The organism is Pseudomonas sp. 7SR1 (assembly GCF_900156465.1).
In the GTDB taxonomy this organism is placed as follows: Bacteria; Pseudomonadota; Gammaproteobacteria; order Pseudomonadales; family Pseudomonadaceae; genus Aquipseudomonas.
Genome location: NZ_LT707064.1, coordinates 3,986,785 through 4,003,128, shown reverse-complemented (window position 1 = coordinate 4,003,128; position 16,344 = coordinate 3,986,785). Strand labels below are relative to the sequence as shown.

Here is a 16,344-nt window from a genome sequence, read left to right as displayed (position 1 = left end):
AAAACGCCGCCCTTCTTGCGAGGGGCGGCGTTTTTTTATGCCTGTAATTTCGATGCAACCTGAACTGACGCCATCGCGAGCAGGCTCGCTCCCACAAGGAATCCAGTCAGGATGTCAGGGAATAGACCAGCGCGGTAATTGCCACAACCCCTACCAGCGTCACGAACACATTGGACGCCTGGCCGCGGTAACGGGCCATGGCCGGGACCTTTTGGATGGCGTACATCGGCATCAGGAACAGGATCGCCGCAATTACCGGGCCGCCCAGGGTTTCGATCATGCCCAGGATGCTCGGGTTGAGCGTGGCGACGATCCAGCACACCACCAGCATGAACATCGCCGTCAGGCGATCCAGGGTCTTGGGCGCCGGACGGCGGCCGCTCTTGACGATCAGGCCCTTGAGCCCCTCGCTGGCACCGATGTAATGCCCCAGGAACGATTTGGAAATCGCCACGAACGCGATCAACGGCGCGGCGAAGGCAATGGTCCGATTGCTGAAGTGATTGGCCAGGTACGACAGGATCGACAGATTCTGCGCCTTGGCTTCGGCCAGTTGCGCCGGCGACAGGGTCAGCACGCAACTGAATACAAAGAACAGCACCATCACCACCATCAGCACATGGGCGCGAGACAGGATCTGCGAGCTGCGCGCCTGGGCGTTCACACCGTAGCGACGCTTCTGGTCCACCGCAAACGCCGAGATGATCGGCGAGTGGTTGAACGAGAACACCATCACCGGGATCGCCAGCCACAGCGTGTGCAGCAAAGCCGACGGCTCGGGCAACGTGGACGCCGTGGTCAGGATGCCACCGTTCCAGTGGGGGATCAGGAACACTGCCAAAAACAGCAACGCAACGATGAAGGGATAGACCATCAGGCTCATGGCCTTGACGATGGCCTGCTCGCCACACCGCACCACCGCCAGCAGGCCCAGGATCAACACCAGGGACAACACCGCCCGCGGCGGCGGCTGGATGTGCAGCTGGTGCTCCAGGAAACTGCCCACCGTATTGGTCAGCGCCACACTGTAGATCAGCAGGATCGGGAAGATCGCAAAGAAGTACAGCAAGGTGATCAGCGCGCCCGCCTTGATCCCGAAGTGCTCTTCCACCACCTCGGTGATATCCGCGCCGTCTCGACCGGACAACACGAAACGGGTCAGGCCCCGGTGCGCATAGAACGTCATGGGGAACGCCAGCAATGCCAGGATCAGCAGTGGCCAGAAACCGCCCAGTCCGGCATTGATGGGAAGGAACAGAGTGCCTGCTCCGATGGCGGTGCCAAACAGGCCCAGCATCCAGGTGGTGTCGTGGCGACTCCATTGACTGAGGGTGGCTGGGGCTGTCGCTTCAAAGCGCTCTTCGACGCTATTGGCCTGATCATTCATCCGGTCGGATCTCCGCTGTCCGGTCACGTGCACCCGGCCAGGACGAGTCGGAAAAGCCCGACAGGCAGCGCCCTGGCCGAAACAGGGGCGCGATTGTCCGGGATTAGCGAGCAGAAGCAAAGACTTAGCTGAGGAGCGGTGGTGCGGATCAGCACATGGGTTGTGGGTAATGCCCGTGAGCAGGCTGGCGGCCCTATCGCCACATTGCGCCAGCTCCTACACTCAGGACAGATTGAAACGATTCCAGAGCACCATGAGCCATACTGCACAAAACCCCGTCGCCGCAGGCTCGCCCACACTTTTTTCTCAGCCCGATTGCCCACAGGAGCACAGCATGCCCGCAACCGTCCTGGTACTGGTTGAAACCGTCAATGAATACCTGCCGATTCTCGAGCGCCAGGGCTATCACCTGGAACTGGCGCCGACGCCTGCCGAACGCAGGGCGGCGATCTTCGAGCATGGCGAGCGGTTCAACGCGGTGCTGACGCGCGGTCCCCTGGGCCTGACGGCGCAGGAGATTGCCGCACTGCCCAACCTGCAGATCATTTGCGTGATCGGCGCCGGCTACGAGCAGGTGGACCTGCAGGCCGCCCGGGAGCGCGGCATCGTGGTAACCAATGGTGCCGGGGTCAACGCTTCATCGGTGGCCGACCATGCCATGGCGCTGCTGCTGGCGCTGGTGCGCGATATTCCTCGCGCCGACGCCTGCGTGCGCCGGGGCGAATGGGCGAAGGTCATGCGCCCCTCCCTGGCCGGCAAACGGCTGGGGGTGCTGGGCCTCGGCGCGGTAGGGATGGCGATCGCCAAGCGGGGCGCCCTCGGTTTCGACATGAGCGTCAGCTACCACAGCCGCCGGGTGCGCAACGACGTGCCCTACGCCTACTGCGCCACGCCTACGGAACTGGCCAGGGTTTCGGATTTCCTGGTGGTCGCCACACCCGGTGGCCTCGACACCCGGCAGTTGATCAACAAACAGGCCCTCGATGCCCTGGGGCCCAACGGTTTCCTGGTGAACATCGCCCGGGCCAGCGTGGTCTCGACCGCCGACCTGATCAGCGCCCTGGAATATCGACGCATCGCCGGAGCGGCCCTGGACGTGTTCGACCACGAGCCTGAAGTGCCTGACGCCTTGAAGCACCTGCCCAACGTCGTCCTGACGCCCCATGTCGCCGGCCTTTCACCGGAGGCGACCCGGGGCACCGTGGAACTGGTGGGCCAGAACCTGAACGCATTCTTCGCCGGCAAGCCGGTACTGACGCCGGTGCCGTTGCCCGAGCCGCTACCTTAGAGTACTCCCAGCAGGGTCCACACCCGCCGGGACTCGGCATCGGCGCTGATCAATTCCCCCAACAGCTCGCTCAGCGGCTTGTTGCCCCATTCCACGCCGCGCCGGATCAGGTATGGCACCGGGCTGTGGGGCTCGGTACGCGCCAGGTAGGCAGCGATGACCAGCAATTGTCGATAGGCTTCCTCGCGGCTGGCCGGTTCCTGGAAAGCCTGGAGCACAGGGCTTTGCGCATCGGACGTCGACGGCGCAAGCGTCGGCGGCGCCTGCACCGGTACCGTGGAGGGTTGTTGTGGATGCATCGCAATGAACTCCTCTACCAGTGCCAGCAGGGCCTGGATCACGTCCTGCAAGGATTTGTAGCCCGGCGCCAGTGAGCCCAGGTAAGTATCGCTCCAGGCTTCGAGCCGCTGCAGGTGTTGCAGGCTCAACATCAGGGTGCCCTGGCGATGCAACCAGAACGACAACGGCGTGCTGCGAATCAACTCACTGAGTTTCTTCTGGTCGCTGCGGGCGGCTTCCGCCGATGCCGTGGCGTTCTTGCTGTCGTTGACCTGCACTTGCTGGCGCTGCAGGCGTTGCCAGTCATCCAGGCAGAAGCGGTCGAAGGACGGGTCCCGGCCATCGAACAAGGCCACCCGGGTCAACAGCACCTCGCCATAACGACGAGCCAACCACTCCAGCGGAATCACCCGCCATGACTGGTCGCCCTCATCGGCCATGGGGTGCAGTTGCTCGGGATACCGCTCGCACAGGCCCGCCACCAGGGCCAGGCTGCCCGGCAGGCCGTCCAGCCCGCTCAGGTGCAGCCAGGCCTCCCCCAGCCAGGCGCTGATCATCAAGTCCTTGCTGCGCTCGAGCAGCAGCGCCGTGGCGAGTCTTTCCAGCTCCGGCCAGTGGGCGCGCTTGACCGAGGCTTGCCAGACGCCAGTGGGCAGGCTGGTGTCGTCCTCACGGCGCAACTCCCGCAGTTGGTCGTATTCCGCTTCGTAGCGCAGGTCCTGGCCGCAAGGCGATTCGGCGCCAATGGGCTCGAGCAAGCGAGCGATCAGATCAGGCAGAGGGGATATCGGTACGCTCACAGGCCCTCCTCACGGGTGGCGACGGCGGGGCTCGACGAGGTCGCCATGAAAGGTGAACGGGGTGCCCGGGTCGGCGGTGGCACAATCGACAGGGGCAGCTTCGACCCCTGGCTCATCAACGACAGGCGCAGGAACATCAGGGTCTGCTGTGTGGTGCGGGCCTGGGTCTGGAGCTGGGCGGTCACCGGCAACTGCAGGGTCAGCGGGAAATCGGTGTAATCGACGTTCGGCTGGCGCTGGGCCGACACCTGCGCACGCATCAGGCGCAGCAACGACCACGGCCCCTGGTATTCCCAACCGGCTTCCAGGTCGCGTACCACCAGGTTGGGCTGCAACGGGTCATTGGCCGGCCGCTGGTAACCGTTGCGGGCCCAGCGCAGGGTCAGCCGCACGGGTTGCCCGACCATCCAGCGCAGGTTCTGCTGGGGTTCGCCGGGGTAGCCGATCTGCTGGTTGCCAGTGTTCAGCCCCCAGGCGATCACCTGGTCGGCACCGCGCTCTTCGTCGCGATCGGTGCGCCAGCGTACATCCATCTCCACACCGAGGATCCCGCTCTTGTCCCGCACGAACAGCGGTCCCAACCAGGTCCCGGCCTGTTTCAGCCGGTTGAGGAAATCCTCCGCGGCCAGCCGCTCCGGCGTCTGGCTCAGCGCCAACCCGGCCTGGGCCAGGGGCAGGCGCGTGTCGATCAGCTCCAGCAAACGCTGCACCCGCGCCGGATCGGCGTCACTGGCCCGCGCGTCCTGGGAAAACGGAAAACGCCCGGCCAGGTACTGGTTGAAGTAATCGGCCACATCGTTCCAGGCGGCCGCCGCCTGGCTTTGCTGCAGATACAGGCAGCGCTGCAGGGCGCTCTGCTGCAACGCCACGGCACGCCGGGCCAGGTCGCCGCGCCCGCCGGACAGTTGGGTGGTCTGCAGGATCTGCCCGCAGGACGCCGTATCCATTTCGATGAAATCCCGGCTCACCAATTGCGTCAGTTGCGCCGCCGAACTGGCCGGATTCTGGTTCTTGTATTTGAGCAACTCGTCGTTCATCGCCATGAAGCGCGACACCTGGTCATGCTCCGAGGCCGACAGGTTGTCCTGCTGGACAATCAGCCATTCCAGGGCCGGCATGCGTTGCTCGGCAATCTGCAGCATGGCGTCGAACTGCTGGTTCAGGCTCAGCTTCAGCCCTTGCGGATCGCTGGCACCATACAGCTGCAGGCCGAAGTTCTTCGAGCCGTCCCAGCGCTGGATATCGGCCCGCTGGCTGAACAGCGGCTGGGCATCGATTTCCTGCAGGCCGCTGTTGATCTGGGCCAATGCACGGCGATTGAGCAGGCGCTGGAAACGCACCGCCAGGTCGCCACGATTGACGTCCATGAAGGCTTTCTGCAGTGCGACGGCCTGGGAAGCCTGCACGTTGAAGCCCATGCCCGGCCATTGCTCGTCGCTCTCATCCAGGCTCAGCCACATGGCCCGCGCCGCCGCGCCTTCGGCGGCCTGGATCAGCGCGTCGCGGTACGCCGGCGGAATGCGTGGCAGCTCGTCATTGGCGTAGCTCTTGTAGCTGGCGAAGTAGTTCAGGGCCACGCTGAAGTCGTCGCTGCCGCTGCCCATACCATCGGCGGTGCCGACGGACGGGGCCTTCTGCAAGGCCAGGGCGACGAAGTCACGCTTGAACAGGGCCTGCACCGCGTCGTCCAGGGCCGTGACATGTTCTTGCAGCACCAGCAGGCCGCTGCCCTGCTGGACCAGCAGGTTGTCCCGGGACCCGCTCTGCACGATCCACTGGTCGCGAAAGCTCTGCTGCAACTTCGCCGCCTGGCTTTGCAGATCCTGTTCCAACTGCGGCCCAAGCAGCGCGCTGTGGCTGACCTTGTCCATCAACTGGCTGTAGCCGGGCACCAGGTCCTGGCCCTTGCCCCGGCTCCAGGCCGCATTGGTCAGGCTGACCAGGGTCTGCAGGTCATCGATCAGCGCCATCAGGTCTTCCAGCTCGCTCAACGAGTTGCCACCGCCCGCCTCCAGCCGTTGCAGGTGCAGCTTGAGGTAACCGGCCTGGCGCACGAAGTTGTCGGCGAGAAAATAATGATCGAGCCAGCGTTGCATCAGGCCGGTGAAATTGTCGGAGACCACCGGGCGCGCGGCGTTCAGGTCCAGGCCCTTGAGATCGGAGTTCTGTGCATCGAACAGCACCCGGTTGTAGAACCGCGCCCGGCCCAGGGTGCCAGGGTTGAGGTTCAACGACAGGGCGTTGTTGCTCAGTTGCACCAACTCGTCCAGCGGCGCCTTGGGGTTACTGATGACCTGGTTGAACAACTGGTTGTGCTGTTCGAGGCGGACCGCGCGCTCCACCAGGTCCCTGGCCTTCACATAGCTCTGCCACTGGGCCGGGTCATCGCTCTGCACGTTGCCGCGACGCTCGGTGTTGCGGATGGACTTGAGTTTCTCCAGGTCCGATACCAGCAGGTCACGCAACGGCAGGATCCAGTGGTGCCGCGCGGTCTGGCGCAGACCCTGTTCCAGTTGCGTGTCCACGGAGGAAAACCACGAGGTGGGAAAGACCACCGAGACGAAGCGCCAGCGCGGGGCTGTTTCCAGCACGTTCCAGTAGTTCAGTACATTGAACCGGGTCGGCTCCAGTTGCGGTTCGTCAGGATCGACCACCATGTGGTTCTTGTGGGCGCGCAACACCAACTGCGACAAGCCCTCGGCTTGCTCCACCGAATCGTGCCAGACCCAGAGCATGCCCCCCAACCAGACCAGCCCGACCACCAGCGCGACCGCGCCGGCCAGCCGATGCCAGCGCTGGCGCAAGCGCAGCAGCCGCGGCACCGGCTGGGCCAGGCCGCGCTCAGCCACCAGCCGGCGGGTCCACAGCTGCCGGGCGAACACCGTTTGCCGCAAGACCTTGTCGTCGGCAGGAAAGCCGTCCCCGATGGCAGCCGGTGCCTGGCTGGCGGTGAAATACACGCCGCGAAAGCGTGGGGCTTCACCCTGGACATTGCCCTGGAACACCGGCTCCAACAGCACCTGCAAGGCCCGGCGCAAGCCTTCGAAGCGCTCCGGCAGAGCATACAGGTCGCCACTCAACTGCCCCGACAGGGCGCCGATTTCAATGATCGACTGCGACAACGCGGCATGGACCTGATCCAGGGCCTGGTCGCTCCAGTGCGACTGCCACGCCGCCTCCGGCGAGTACGGCGAGGACCAGCCCACTATCGATTCACGGGCGTCGCCCGGCAGCGCGCTGACCAATTCCTGGAAGCTGGGCATTTCTTCCATGCCGGTGATCACCACATACACCGGAAGGCTCAGGCCGAAGCGCTGCAACAGGTCGATGAAACCTCGCCGGACCTTGAGGCTCAGCTCGGTGGTGTGCTCGATATCGTCGAGCTTGTCGAACGGCACCGTCCAGATCACCGCGTCCAGCGGGCGCCGACTGCGCAAGCGCAGGATCAGTCCCAGCAAACGCCACCAGTTGCCCCGTTGCCGGTTCATGCCTTCGTCGGGCAGGAACAGCGCCTGGGGCACCACCAGCACCGCGCCTTCGGCATCCGACCACCAACGCCCGAACCACGCCACCCTGTCCGTCGGTTGCAAGCGCCACTGGCTGCACAACCGGGCTGCATCGGTTTCGTTGCCCAGCATCATCAGCCAGGGCATCTGGTAGCGGTCGCGGGTGCCTTGCTCCTGCTCCATGTGGCGCACCGAGCCATAGAAGCTGCGGATGGCGGCTCCGCCCTGGGTCCGCAGCCACCAGACCAGCGCCGCGACCAGCACCACCAGGACAATGGTCAGCAACACCAGCGCGACGATGCTCAGGGGGCTCATGAATCCTGCTCCTGGACCACCGACTCGTTCAGTTGCAGCACCGGTTCGAGCTCCGAACGGATGTCACGCCAGAACACCTGCCCCAGCCCGGTCAGCAGCAGGACCATCGCCAGGATCGCCAGCCCCAGGCGAAAGCCGTCCGGCAACGATGTCTGCGCCGGCATGCGCATCGGTGGCGCCGCCGCGGACATCGCCAGGCGTTCGCTGACCTCCTCGTAGTCCGCATCGTACTGCCAGGCAAACGCGAAGAGTGCCAGGCGCCATTTTTCATGCTGGACCTGACCGGGTTCGCCACGCAGGCGCCCCTGGAAACCGAGGATCAGGCATTGCAGGTAGACATTCGCCAGGTCCCGGGTACCGGGCATCTGCTCGTCCAGCAGCTTCTTGATGGCCGAAGGCAAACGCTCGCCGGCCTGGCGGCTGGAATACATGCGCGATTCCAACGGATGCTGTTGCCAGGCGAGCTGCCCCGGCCAGGGGCTGAACAGCAGGGTTTCGTCCACCAGTGCGACGAAGGCATAGACCAGCGCCTTGACCTGCTCGGTGGCGGAGTCACCGACGCTGGCGAAGGCCGTCCGCCACAGGCGCTGGGCACTGCGTCCGGAAAACTCCACCACACGACTGACCAGGGCCGCGGAGTCGCTGTCCTTGGGCAGGTCCTGCCATTGCTGGGACCATTTCAGCCAGGCCTGCCGGAAAGCGCTGCTCAGCGGCGCCTCATGCAGACTCCGAACCGCCCCGCCACTTCCGTCAGGCATACCACTCCCCTTCTGCGATCAGGCACTTTCACCGACTTGCGCCACGAACAGCACCACTTGCCACGGGCTGCTGACCTGGGCCGATGCCGGGGCGACGATGTGCAACGGCAACTGCCCGTCGAACCATTGGCCGCCGGCGTTCACCACAAACAACCGGGTATCGTCTCCCACGCTGTAGGCCACCTGTTCGTTGCGACTCATGGCCTGGTGAGGCAGACCGCTCATGCGCTGGCGGCTCAGCAATGGAATATGCGGTGCGGATGCGATGATCGCCCCGCGCAACCAGTCGGCCGCGGCCTGCTCGCTGGCACCGTTGGGCATGCGCAGGCCGATGACCAGGCGCTGGCTCGGCTGGTCGTCGGGCAACTGAATGGAAAAGACCTGGTCGTTGCGTTCGAAAGCCAGGCTGCGATAGCCGGCACGGACCCGTTCCAGGGTGTCTTCCAGCCAGTCGAGCAAGGGTTCGTAGCCGCGTTGCAGTTCGACGAAATCCAGCGGGGCGAAAGCCGGGACACCGGCCAGCGGATCGAGGGCCGACCAGGCACCGGCCAATCCCAGCAACAAGCCGTGCATCGCCTGGGGCGTCGTCACGCGGGTGTTCAACGCGCCTTCCACTTCCGGCAAGCGCGCCCACAACGCCGTCATCTGCCGGCGGATTTCCGCCGCGTCGTCCTGGTTACCGGCAGCCTGGGCCTGACGCAACCGGCCGGCGAGAAACATGCATTTCTCCCGCGCCCGGGCGCACAGCCCGGCGACCCGCCGCCCCAGCATCGACTCGGGCAACAGCACGGGCGTGGGTGGGGTGTAGGGCACGCGCAGGAACCCGCCGCCTTCCTTGCGGATACGCAACAACGGCAGGCAGATCGAATCGGCCTTGCTCAGCTGCGTGCACAACCGCGGGTTCGGCCGCCAGACGGTGATGGACTCCGGGAACTCGCCACTGGTGAGGTCCGGCAGCGCATCGCCGACCACCGATTGCAGGCGTCCCTTGAGGGGCAGCAATTGCCCGGCGCGCCAGAGCGGACTGATGGCCAGGTACACGGTCACCGTGGCGTCGTCGGTCTTGTTGACCGCCTCGGTGATATCCAGCTCCAGGGTCGGGCCGACACCGGCCTGCAGGTTGACGGGCAACCCGTCCGGCAAGGTGCCTTGCAACTGCAGCAGCCGCACCTGGCCGGCGGCGAGGGCCGAAGGGTCGACTTCCAGTTGGCTGACACCCCAGAACCAGGGGTTGCAGGCAGTGGCGACATGCGCGGCCAGGGCCTCGGCGCGCAACCCTTGCAATTGGAAATGCTGGGGCAGCAACTGCATGCCCTCGTGCCAGCACACCGCGTCAGGTAACAGACTCATACGACTCCCTTCGACATCCCAGTGTCGCCGCGCCAGGCGGCCCGCGGTCATTCAAGGCTGACTGGCATCGACCTTCCCATCGTTCACGAGGGTCATCTCCCGGCTGTCGAACCTGAGCCAGGCCTCGCGCTGATCGTCCAGCCGGAGCCGGTGGGCTCCGGGAGTGTTATAGCTGGCGAAGACCAAAAGTCCAGCGGCCCGCCGGCCCTCCAGCGGGAACGGCTGGCGGTCGATGAACTGGCCGGGGACCAGCTCCAGCCCCCACACCGACATCAGCTGACGATAGTCGCGCTGGAACTGCTCGCGCTCGGCGAACCACTGCCTGGCGGTGATCCCCGATAGCTGCTTGAGCAGGTCCGGGTCGTTCACGGCAATGAAATCCACGGCGATCGGCGTGTCGTCATTGGCCCGGGGCGCGACGTCCAGGGTGAGGCTGTCCAGGTCGACGCTGGGGGCAAAGAGCGAGCAACCGGTGAGGGCCAGGCTCAAGAAAAATCCGAAAAAAAACTCACGCAAAATGAATCTTCCTTCTCACAGCGGTCAAAAATTGTTTTTGCTTGCATTTTTATAGACCTGTTCTAGCGTCTTGGATAGTTCGGCCAGCACGGTCGAATGCGCCAGGTTCGTCAAGGGAATGACAGGTCTACTGCCCTCCATTTGCAACCTGTGGATCAGCAAGGGAATGCGATGAGCGGGCCTCCCGATGCATTGCTTCCACTCATGCATCGGAGTCGGCCGCCATGGCAGAAAGTACCCAGCACAAGCTCGACAGAGTCCGCCCTCCCCGCGTCCAGATCACCTATGACGTGGAAATCGGCAATGCCATCGAAAAGAAAGAGTTGCCACTGGTCGTCGGCATCCTGGCCGACCTTTCGGGCAAGCCGCTGGAGCCGCTGCCCAAGCTCAACGAACGGCGCTTCACCGAAATCGATCGCGACAACTTCAACGAGGTGCTCGCCTCCATCGGCCCCCGCGCCACGCTCCAGGTGAACAACACCCTGAGCGGCGACGACAGCAAGCTGAACATCGAACTCAAGTTCCGCCACATCGACGATTTCGACCCGGTCAAGGTCGTGGAGCAGATCACGCCTCTGCGCCGGCTGTTCGAAGCCCGCCAGCGCCTGCGCGACCTGCTGACCAAGCTCGATGGCAACGATGACCTGGACAAGCTGCTGCGCGACGTCATCGCCAACACCGAGGGCCTGCAAGAGATCAAGTCGGCCCGGCCCCAGGACGCAGCACCGCAGGAGCTGCCCACCGTGGCCGCCAACGATGACCCGGCCCCGGCCGACGAACCCAAGGCCTGATCGTGCCCATCACTCAAGGGAGATAACGCCATGCCCGCTTCATCCAGCGCTCAAACCAGCGAGAGCACGACCCAGACCCTGTCGCTGCTGGACAAGATCATCGCCGAAGGCCGCATGGCCCACGATGACAGCCAGCAGGACTACGCCCGCGACATGCTGGCCGAATTCGCCACCCAGGTCCTCGACGAAGGCATGGCCATCGACAAGGACACCGTGGCCATGATCAACGACCGCATCAGCCAGATCGACCAGCTGATCAGCGCCCAGCTCAACGAAGTGCTGCACCACCCGGAACTTCAGAAACTCGAGGCATCCTGGCGTGGCCTGCACATGCTGGTGCAGAACACCGAGACCAGCACCCGCCTCAAGTTGCGCCTGCTCAACGTGACCCAGAAAGAGCTGCAGAACGACCTGGAAAAAGCCGTCGAATTCGACCAGAGCGCCCTGTTCAAGAAAATCTACGAGGAAGAATACGGTACCTTCGGCGGGCACCCGTTCAGCCTGCTGGTGGGCGACTACACCTTTGGCCGGCACCCGCAGGACATCGGCCTGCTGGAAAAACTGTCGAACGTCGCCGCCGCGGCGCACGCACCGTTCATTGCCGCGGCCAGCCCGCGCCTGTTCGACATGAGCAGCTTCACCGAACTGGCGGTACCCAGGGACCTGTCGAAGATCTTCGAGAGCCAGGAACTGATCAAATGGCGCGCCTTCCGTGAAAGCGAAGACTCGCGCTACGTGTCCCTGGTGCTGCCGCACTTCCTGCTGCGCCTGCCCTACGGCCCGGACACCCTGCCGGTGGAAGGCATCAACTACGTCGAGGACGTCAACGGCACCGACCACAGCAAATACCTGTGGGGCAATGCCGCCTGGGCGCTGTCGCAACGCATCACCGAAGCCTTCGCCAAGTACGGCTGGTGCGCGGCGATTCGCGGCGCCGAGGGCGGTGGCGCGGTCGAAGGCCTGCCGGCCCATACCTTCCGCACCAGTTCCGGGGACCTTTCCCTCAAGTGCCCGACCGAAGTGGCGATTACCGACCGCCGCGAGAAAGAGCTCAACGACCTCGGTTTCATTGCCCTGTGCCACAAGAAAAACAGCGACATCGCGGTGTTCTTCGGTGGCCAGACCACCAACAAGGCCAAGGTCTACAACACCAACGAAGCCAACGCCAACGCACGGATCTCGGCGATGTTGCCGTACGTCCTCGCGGCCTCGCGTTTTGCCCATTACCTGAAGGTCATCATGCGCGACAAGGTCGGCAGCTTCATGACCCGCGACAACGTGCAGACCTACCTCAACAACTGGATCGCCGACTATGTGCTGATCAACGACAACGCGCCGCAAGAGATCAAGGCGCAGTACCCCCTGCGCGAAGCACGGGTGGACGTGACCGAGGTGGCCGGCAAGCCCGGGGCCTACAAGGCCACGGTGTTCCTGCGGCCGCACTTCCAGCTCGAGGAGCTGACCGCCTCGATCCGCCTGGTCGCGACCCTGCCGCCGCCGGTCGCTGCCTGACCCGGGAATCCTGTGGCGAGCGAGCTTTTGTGGCGAGGGGATTTATCCCCTCGCCACAGCTTCGGCGGTCGTTCTAACGGTATCGGGCACCACCACCCCTTTGTCTTTTTCAGGAGTTCAACACAATGGATGCGATCATTCTCGACCTCGGCGGCGACATCAAGGGCGACAGCCTGCTGGAGGGTTTCACGGACAAGATCGAAGTCATGTCCTACAGCCACAACGTGGCGATGCAAGTCACCAACGACGTCAGCAACTCGGAGCGGACCTCCGGCAGACCCCATGTCGGGGAATTCACCCTGACCAAGTTCATCGACAGCTCCACCCCCTCGCTCAACGAGTATTGCTGCGCCGGCAAACCGATCCCGCAAGCCGTCATCACCATTGGCCGCAACGCCGCCGAAGGCAGCGGCCAGCTCATGCCCTTCATCGTCTACACCCTGTCCAACGTCGTACTGTCCAACGTCAGTGTCAGCGGCGGCACGGGCGGCAAGCCAGTGGAGACCCTGTCGCTGAACTTCACCAAGATCAAATGGGAGCTCACCGCCCAGAAAGACGACGGCACCAAGGAAGGCACGGCGGGCACCACCTGGGACCTGGCCGCCAACAAGATGAGCAAGTGACGGAGCCGCGCCATGGCTGGCCAGGGATTTCGCCCGCCGTTGTTCGAACGCCTGGCCGACCTGCCGGAGGAACATGGCCGGGTGTTCGACCGCCAGGCGTTGCAAGACTCGGTCCACGCCGAACTGCACCGTCTGTTCAACACCCGCCGCGGCCCCCGGGCCCTGACCGAACCGCCGAGCATCCTGGACTACGGCATCGCCGACTGGACCGCGTTGCAGCAGCAGCGCAGCGATGACCGTCGCCTGTTGACCCGGGAAATCCGCCAGGCCATCACCTGCTTCGAGCCTCGCCTGCAACTGGGCGAGGTCCAGGTCATCCCCGTACCCGGCCATCCGCAGCAATTGAGCATCCGGCTGCTGGGGGAACTGCGCGGCGACTCGCGCTCCTGGCCCGTAGCCTTTGTCATCGAGCACGCCGGCGACGGCCTTGAGGTACGACATGAGCGACTCGATTGACCCGCAACTGCTGGACTATTACCAGCGTGAACTGACCTGGCTGCGACATGCCGGCAGCCTGTTCGCCGAACGCTACCCCAAGGTTGCCCGGCGCCTGGAGCTGTCTCCCGGTGAATGCCCGGACCCCCACGTCGAACGGCTGCTGGAAGGTTTCGCATTGCTCGCTGCACGGTTGCAACGCAGGCTGGATGACGACTATGCCGAGTTCAGCGATGCCTTGCTCGAACAGTTGTACCCCCTGGCCATGCGCCCGCTGCCGTCCTGCGCGATCGTGCAGTTCGAGCCCGACCCGAGCAAAGGCAACCTCGACGATGGCTATCCCCTGCCCCGGGATACGCCCCTGTTCGTGACCACGGACAAAGGCCAGAGCATTCACTTGCGTACCACCGCCGCAGTGCACCTGTGGCCGCTGCAAATCTGCGAAGCCGTGCTGCTGGGCAGCGATGAGGCCCAGGCGCTGACCGGTGTGGTACAGGCACGCTCGGCCTTGCGCCTGGAGCTGCGGTGCCTGGGGGAACGCTCATGGGCGACGCTGGGGATCGATGAACTGCGGGTGCACCTGGCGGCTTCACCGATGATCAACGCCTGGCTGTACGACCTGCTCGGCGCCCATGCGGTCAAGGTCCTGGCCGGCGCTCCGGGCAGCGTGCCGGAACCGCTGGCGGGCTTGCCCCGGATCGTCGGTTTCGCCAGCGACGAAGCCCTGCTGCCGGACGAGGACGGTGTGCACCCGGGCATGCGATTGCTGGCCGAATATTTCGCCTTCCCCGACAAGTTCGGCTTCTTCGACCTGCCATTGGCGGGCGCCACCAGCGACCAACCGTCCCTGTATCTCTATATCGTTTTCGACCGCGCCCCCGTCAGTCGCCTGCCGCTCCAGGCCAGCGACATCGCCCTGGGCTGCGCGCCGGTGATCAACCTGTTTCCCAGGACCAGCGAACCATTGCGCCCGGACGGCACCCGCAGCGAATACCGGCTGGTGGCCGACAGTCATCGCGAAAACAGCGTCGAGATCCACAGCATCCGCGCCATGCGGGCCAGTTCCAGCCAGGGCGTGCGCAGGGTGCCGGCCTATTACGGCAGCCAGCACGGCAACGACCAGACCTGTTACTGGCATGCGCGTCGGGTCAGTGGCATGAGCCCGAACCGGCTGGGCACCGACCTGATGGTCAGCCTGGTGGACACCCAGCTCGATCCCCTGAGCGATCCCCGGGACTACAGCCTGACTGCCGAATTGCTGTGCACCAACCGGCACCTGGCCCAGAGCCTGCCGGCCGGCACGCCGCTGGGTTTCGAGCGTCCCGGCCCGGTGGCCTGGGCCCGCCTGCGCAACCCGCCCAGCCCCCAGAGCCTGCCGCGCCTGGACGGTGAGTCGCGCTGGCGGCTGGTGTCCCAACTGACCCTCAATCATCTTTCACTGGTGGAAGGTCCCCAGGCGCTGGATGCGCTGCGCGAGATTCTCGAACTGCACAACCTGCGGGACGAAGCCAGCGCCCGGCGCCAGATCGAAGGCGTGCTGGGGCTGGCCTGCGAGCGGGTGATCGCCCATGTGGGCGAAGATGCCTGGCGTGGCTGGCGCAACGGCCTGGAGGTACGCCTGCAACTGGATCCGCAGCATTTCGTCGGCAGCAGCGCCGTACTGTTTTCCGGCGTACTGGCGCAGTTCTTCTCACTCTATGCCACCGCCAACCGCTTCGTGCGCACGGTCTTGGTCCAGTCCGACAGGGAGGTGAAGACATGGCAACCCCAGGCCGGCAAACCCCTGAGTCTCTGAACCTCAGCCAGCGACTGCGGCGCGATCCGCAGCGCTTCGAATGGCTCCAGGCATTGCTGTTGCTCGAGCGCGAGCACCCCCAGGCCGAATCCCTGGGCAGCGGCACCGCGCCCCACGCCGAAGCCCTGCGCCTGCGCGGCCCATTGACGCCACTGTTCGCCGCCAGTGAGGTCGAAAGCCTGAGCCAGGAATCCGGCCAGGCGCCAGTGCTGAGCACGCCGATCTTCGGTCTCGGCGGTCCCGACGGTCCATTACCCTATGCCTATCAGGAATGGCTGCAACAACGGGCGCGTGCCCGGGATCACGCACCAGCGCAATTTCTCGACCTGTTCCAGCATCGCTTGCTCAGCCTGCTCTACAAGGTCATGCGCAAGCACCGCATCGCCCTGGGCTTCACCGCCCCGGGGGCGTCCGCCGTCCAGGCACAACTGCGGGCACTGACCGGCCTGCTGCCCAAGGCCCTGCAGGAACGCCAGGCTGCGCCCGACTCTGCCGTGCTGGCCTGCACAGCCCTGTACGCCGATGGCCGACGCTCCCTGGCCGGCTTCGCGGCGATCGTCCGCGAGCAGTTGGGGTTGCCGGTGGAACTGAGCGCGTATGAAGGTGGCTGGCGGCTAATCCCGGCCGCCAGTCGCAGCCGCCTGCAAGCAGGTGGCCGCAACCTGTGCCTGGGACGCAGCGCAGTGGCCGGTACGCGGGTCTGGGATGAACATGCCGGCGTGCGCCTGACCCTCGGACCGCTGAGCACGACCCAGGCCAACGGCTTGCTGCCCGACGGCGAAACCCATCCGCTGCTCGCCAGCCTCTATGCCCTGTATTTCGGTCCCGACCTGGACTGCACGCTGGTGTTGCTGGTCCGTGGCGCCAGCCCACTGCAACTGGGCCATCAGGTACCGCCACGCCTGAGCTGGAATGGCGGCCTGCAACGCAGGCCCAGCCTGACCGTACAACGGATCGAAACCCGCCTTCGCCAGCCGGAGATCGCCTGA

General features: G+C 64.9%; 13 protein-coding genes. 7 read left to right on the top strand and 6 right to left on the bottom strand.

The features are described from left to right. Positions 1-106 precede the first annotated feature (106 nt). A complete protein-coding gene (locus BW992_RS18405; RefSeq protein ID WP_072396365.1) occupies positions 107-1,387 on the bottom strand; it encodes a serine/threonine transporter in 1,281 nt (426 codons plus the stop codon). A 334-nt stretch (positions 1,388-1,721) separates the two neighbouring features. On the opposite strand from BW992_RS18405, the gene BW992_RS18400 reads away from it, so the two are divergent. Beyond that, positions 1,722-2,675 carry a 2-hydroxyacid dehydrogenase gene (locus BW992_RS18400; protein WP_072431477.1) on the top strand — a complete coding sequence of 318 codons (954 nt, stop codon included), beginning with the start codon at positions 1,722-1,724 and terminating at the stop codon, positions 2,673-2,675. Here the strand turns inward: BW992_RS18400 and tssA are convergent. The 5 genes from tssA to BW992_RS18375 are packed head-to-tail and all read right to left on the bottom strand — an operon-like array spanning position 2,672 to position 10,199. Continuing rightward, the gene (gene tssA / locus BW992_RS18395) at positions 2,672-3,754 is read right to left on the bottom strand and encodes a type VI secretion system protein TssA (protein ID WP_076406878.1); all 1,083 of its coding nucleotides are present in this window, start codon (positions 3,752-3,754) and stop codon (positions 2,672-2,674) included. The two genes, BW992_RS18400 and tssA, sit on opposite strands and share 4 nt — an antisense overlap. Next, positions 3,751-7,575: a type VI secretion system protein gene (locus BW992_RS18390; protein ID WP_076406877.1), complete on the bottom strand. Its 3,825-nt coding sequence runs from the start codon at positions 7,573-7,575 to the stop codon at positions 3,751-3,753. Before BW992_RS18390 ends, tssA begins: the two co-directional genes overlap by 4 nt. After that, a complete protein-coding gene (locus tag BW992_RS18385) occupies positions 7,572-8,333 on the bottom strand; it encodes a DotU family type IV/VI secretion system protein (protein WP_072396357.1) in 762 nt (253 codons plus the stop codon). The genes BW992_RS18390 and BW992_RS18385 overlap by 4 nt, the downstream gene beginning before the upstream one ends. Before the next feature lie 18 nt (positions 8,334-8,351). Continuing rightward, positions 8,352-9,683, bottom strand: a complete 1,332-nt coding sequence (gene tssK, locus BW992_RS18380) for a type VI secretion system baseplate subunit TssK (RefSeq protein WP_072396355.1) — start codon at positions 9,681-9,683, stop codon at positions 8,352-8,354. 51 nt (positions 9,684-9,734) lie between these two features. Next, positions 9,735-10,199 carry a type VI secretion protein gene (locus tag BW992_RS18375; RefSeq protein WP_072396334.1) on the bottom strand — a complete coding sequence of 155 codons (465 nt, stop codon included), beginning with the start codon at positions 10,197-10,199 and terminating at the stop codon, positions 9,735-9,737. A 224-nt stretch (positions 10,200-10,423) separates the two neighbouring features. On the opposite strand from BW992_RS18375, the gene tssB reads away from it, so the two are divergent. From tssB to tssG, 6 genes are all read left to right on the top strand, one after another. After that, entirely contained in the window at positions 10,424-10,990 is a 567-nt protein-coding gene (tssB, locus tag BW992_RS18365) for a type VI secretion system contractile sheath small subunit (RefSeq protein WP_072396330.1), read from the top strand. Between the two features lie 30 nt (positions 10,991-11,020). Continuing rightward, positions 11,021-12,502, top strand: a complete 1,482-nt coding sequence (tssC, locus tag BW992_RS18360; RefSeq protein ID WP_072396328.1) for a type VI secretion system contractile sheath large subunit — start codon at positions 11,021-11,023, stop codon at positions 12,500-12,502. A gap of 125 nt (positions 12,503-12,627) precedes the next feature. Further along, positions 12,628-13,125, top strand: coding sequence for an Hcp family type VI secretion system effector (locus BW992_RS18355; protein WP_072431474.1), 498 nt, complete (start codon positions 12,628-12,630; stop codon positions 13,123-13,125). 12 nt (positions 13,126-13,137) lie between these two features. After that, positions 13,138-13,581, top strand: coding sequence for a type VI secretion system baseplate subunit TssE (tssE, locus tag BW992_RS18350; protein ID WP_072459004.1), 444 nt, complete (start codon positions 13,138-13,140; stop codon positions 13,579-13,581). Next, positions 13,565-15,355, top strand: coding sequence for a type VI secretion system baseplate subunit TssF (gene tssF, locus BW992_RS18345; RefSeq protein ID WP_076406876.1), 1,791 nt, complete (start codon positions 13,565-13,567; stop codon positions 15,353-15,355). Before tssE ends, tssF begins: the two co-directional genes overlap by 17 nt. Next, positions 15,319-16,344, top strand: coding sequence for a type VI secretion system baseplate subunit TssG (gene tssG / locus BW992_RS18340; protein ID WP_076406875.1), 1,026 nt, complete (start codon positions 15,319-15,321; stop codon positions 16,342-16,344). The genes tssF and tssG overlap by 37 nt, the downstream gene beginning before the upstream one ends.

Bases quoted from the DNA above. Each gene is read 5' to 3' on its own strand.
- BW992_RS18405 (WP_072396365.1), bottom strand. From the start codon at position 1,387: ATGAATGATCAGGCCAATAGCGTCGAAGAGCGCTTTGAAGCGACAGCC.
- tssC (WP_072396328.1), top strand. From the start codon at position 11,021: ATGCCCGCTTCATCCAGCGCTCAAACCAGCGAGAGCACGACCCAGACC.
- tssK (WP_072396355.1), bottom strand. From the start codon at position 9,683: ATGAGTCTGTTACCTGACGCGGTGTGCTGGCACGAGGGCATGCAGTTG.
- tssG (WP_076406875.1), top strand. From the start codon at position 15,319: ATGGCAACCCCAGGCCGGCAAACCCCTGAGTCTCTGAACCTCAGCCAG.
- BW992_RS18385 (WP_072396357.1), bottom strand. From the start codon at position 8,333: ATGCCTGACGGAAGTGGCGGGGCGGTTCGGAGTCTGCATGAGGCGCCG.
- tssF (WP_076406876.1), top strand. From the start codon at position 13,565: ATGAGCGACTCGATTGACCCGCAACTGCTGGACTATTACCAGCGTGAA.
- tssE (WP_072459004.1), top strand. From the start codon at position 13,138: ATGGCTGGCCAGGGATTTCGCCCGCCGTTGTTCGAACGCCTGGCCGAC.
- tssB (WP_072396330.1), top strand. From the start codon at position 10,424: ATGGCAGAAAGTACCCAGCACAAGCTCGACAGAGTCCGCCCTCCCCGC.
- BW992_RS18355 (WP_072431474.1), top strand. From the start codon at position 12,628: ATGGATGCGATCATTCTCGACCTCGGCGGCGACATCAAGGGCGACAGC.
- BW992_RS18400 (WP_072431477.1), top strand. From the start codon at position 1,722: ATGCCCGCAACCGTCCTGGTACTGGTTGAAACCGTCAATGAATACCTG.
- BW992_RS18390 (WP_076406877.1), bottom strand. From the start codon at position 7,575: ATGAGCCCCCTGAGCATCGTCGCGCTGGTGTTGCTGACCATTGTCCTG.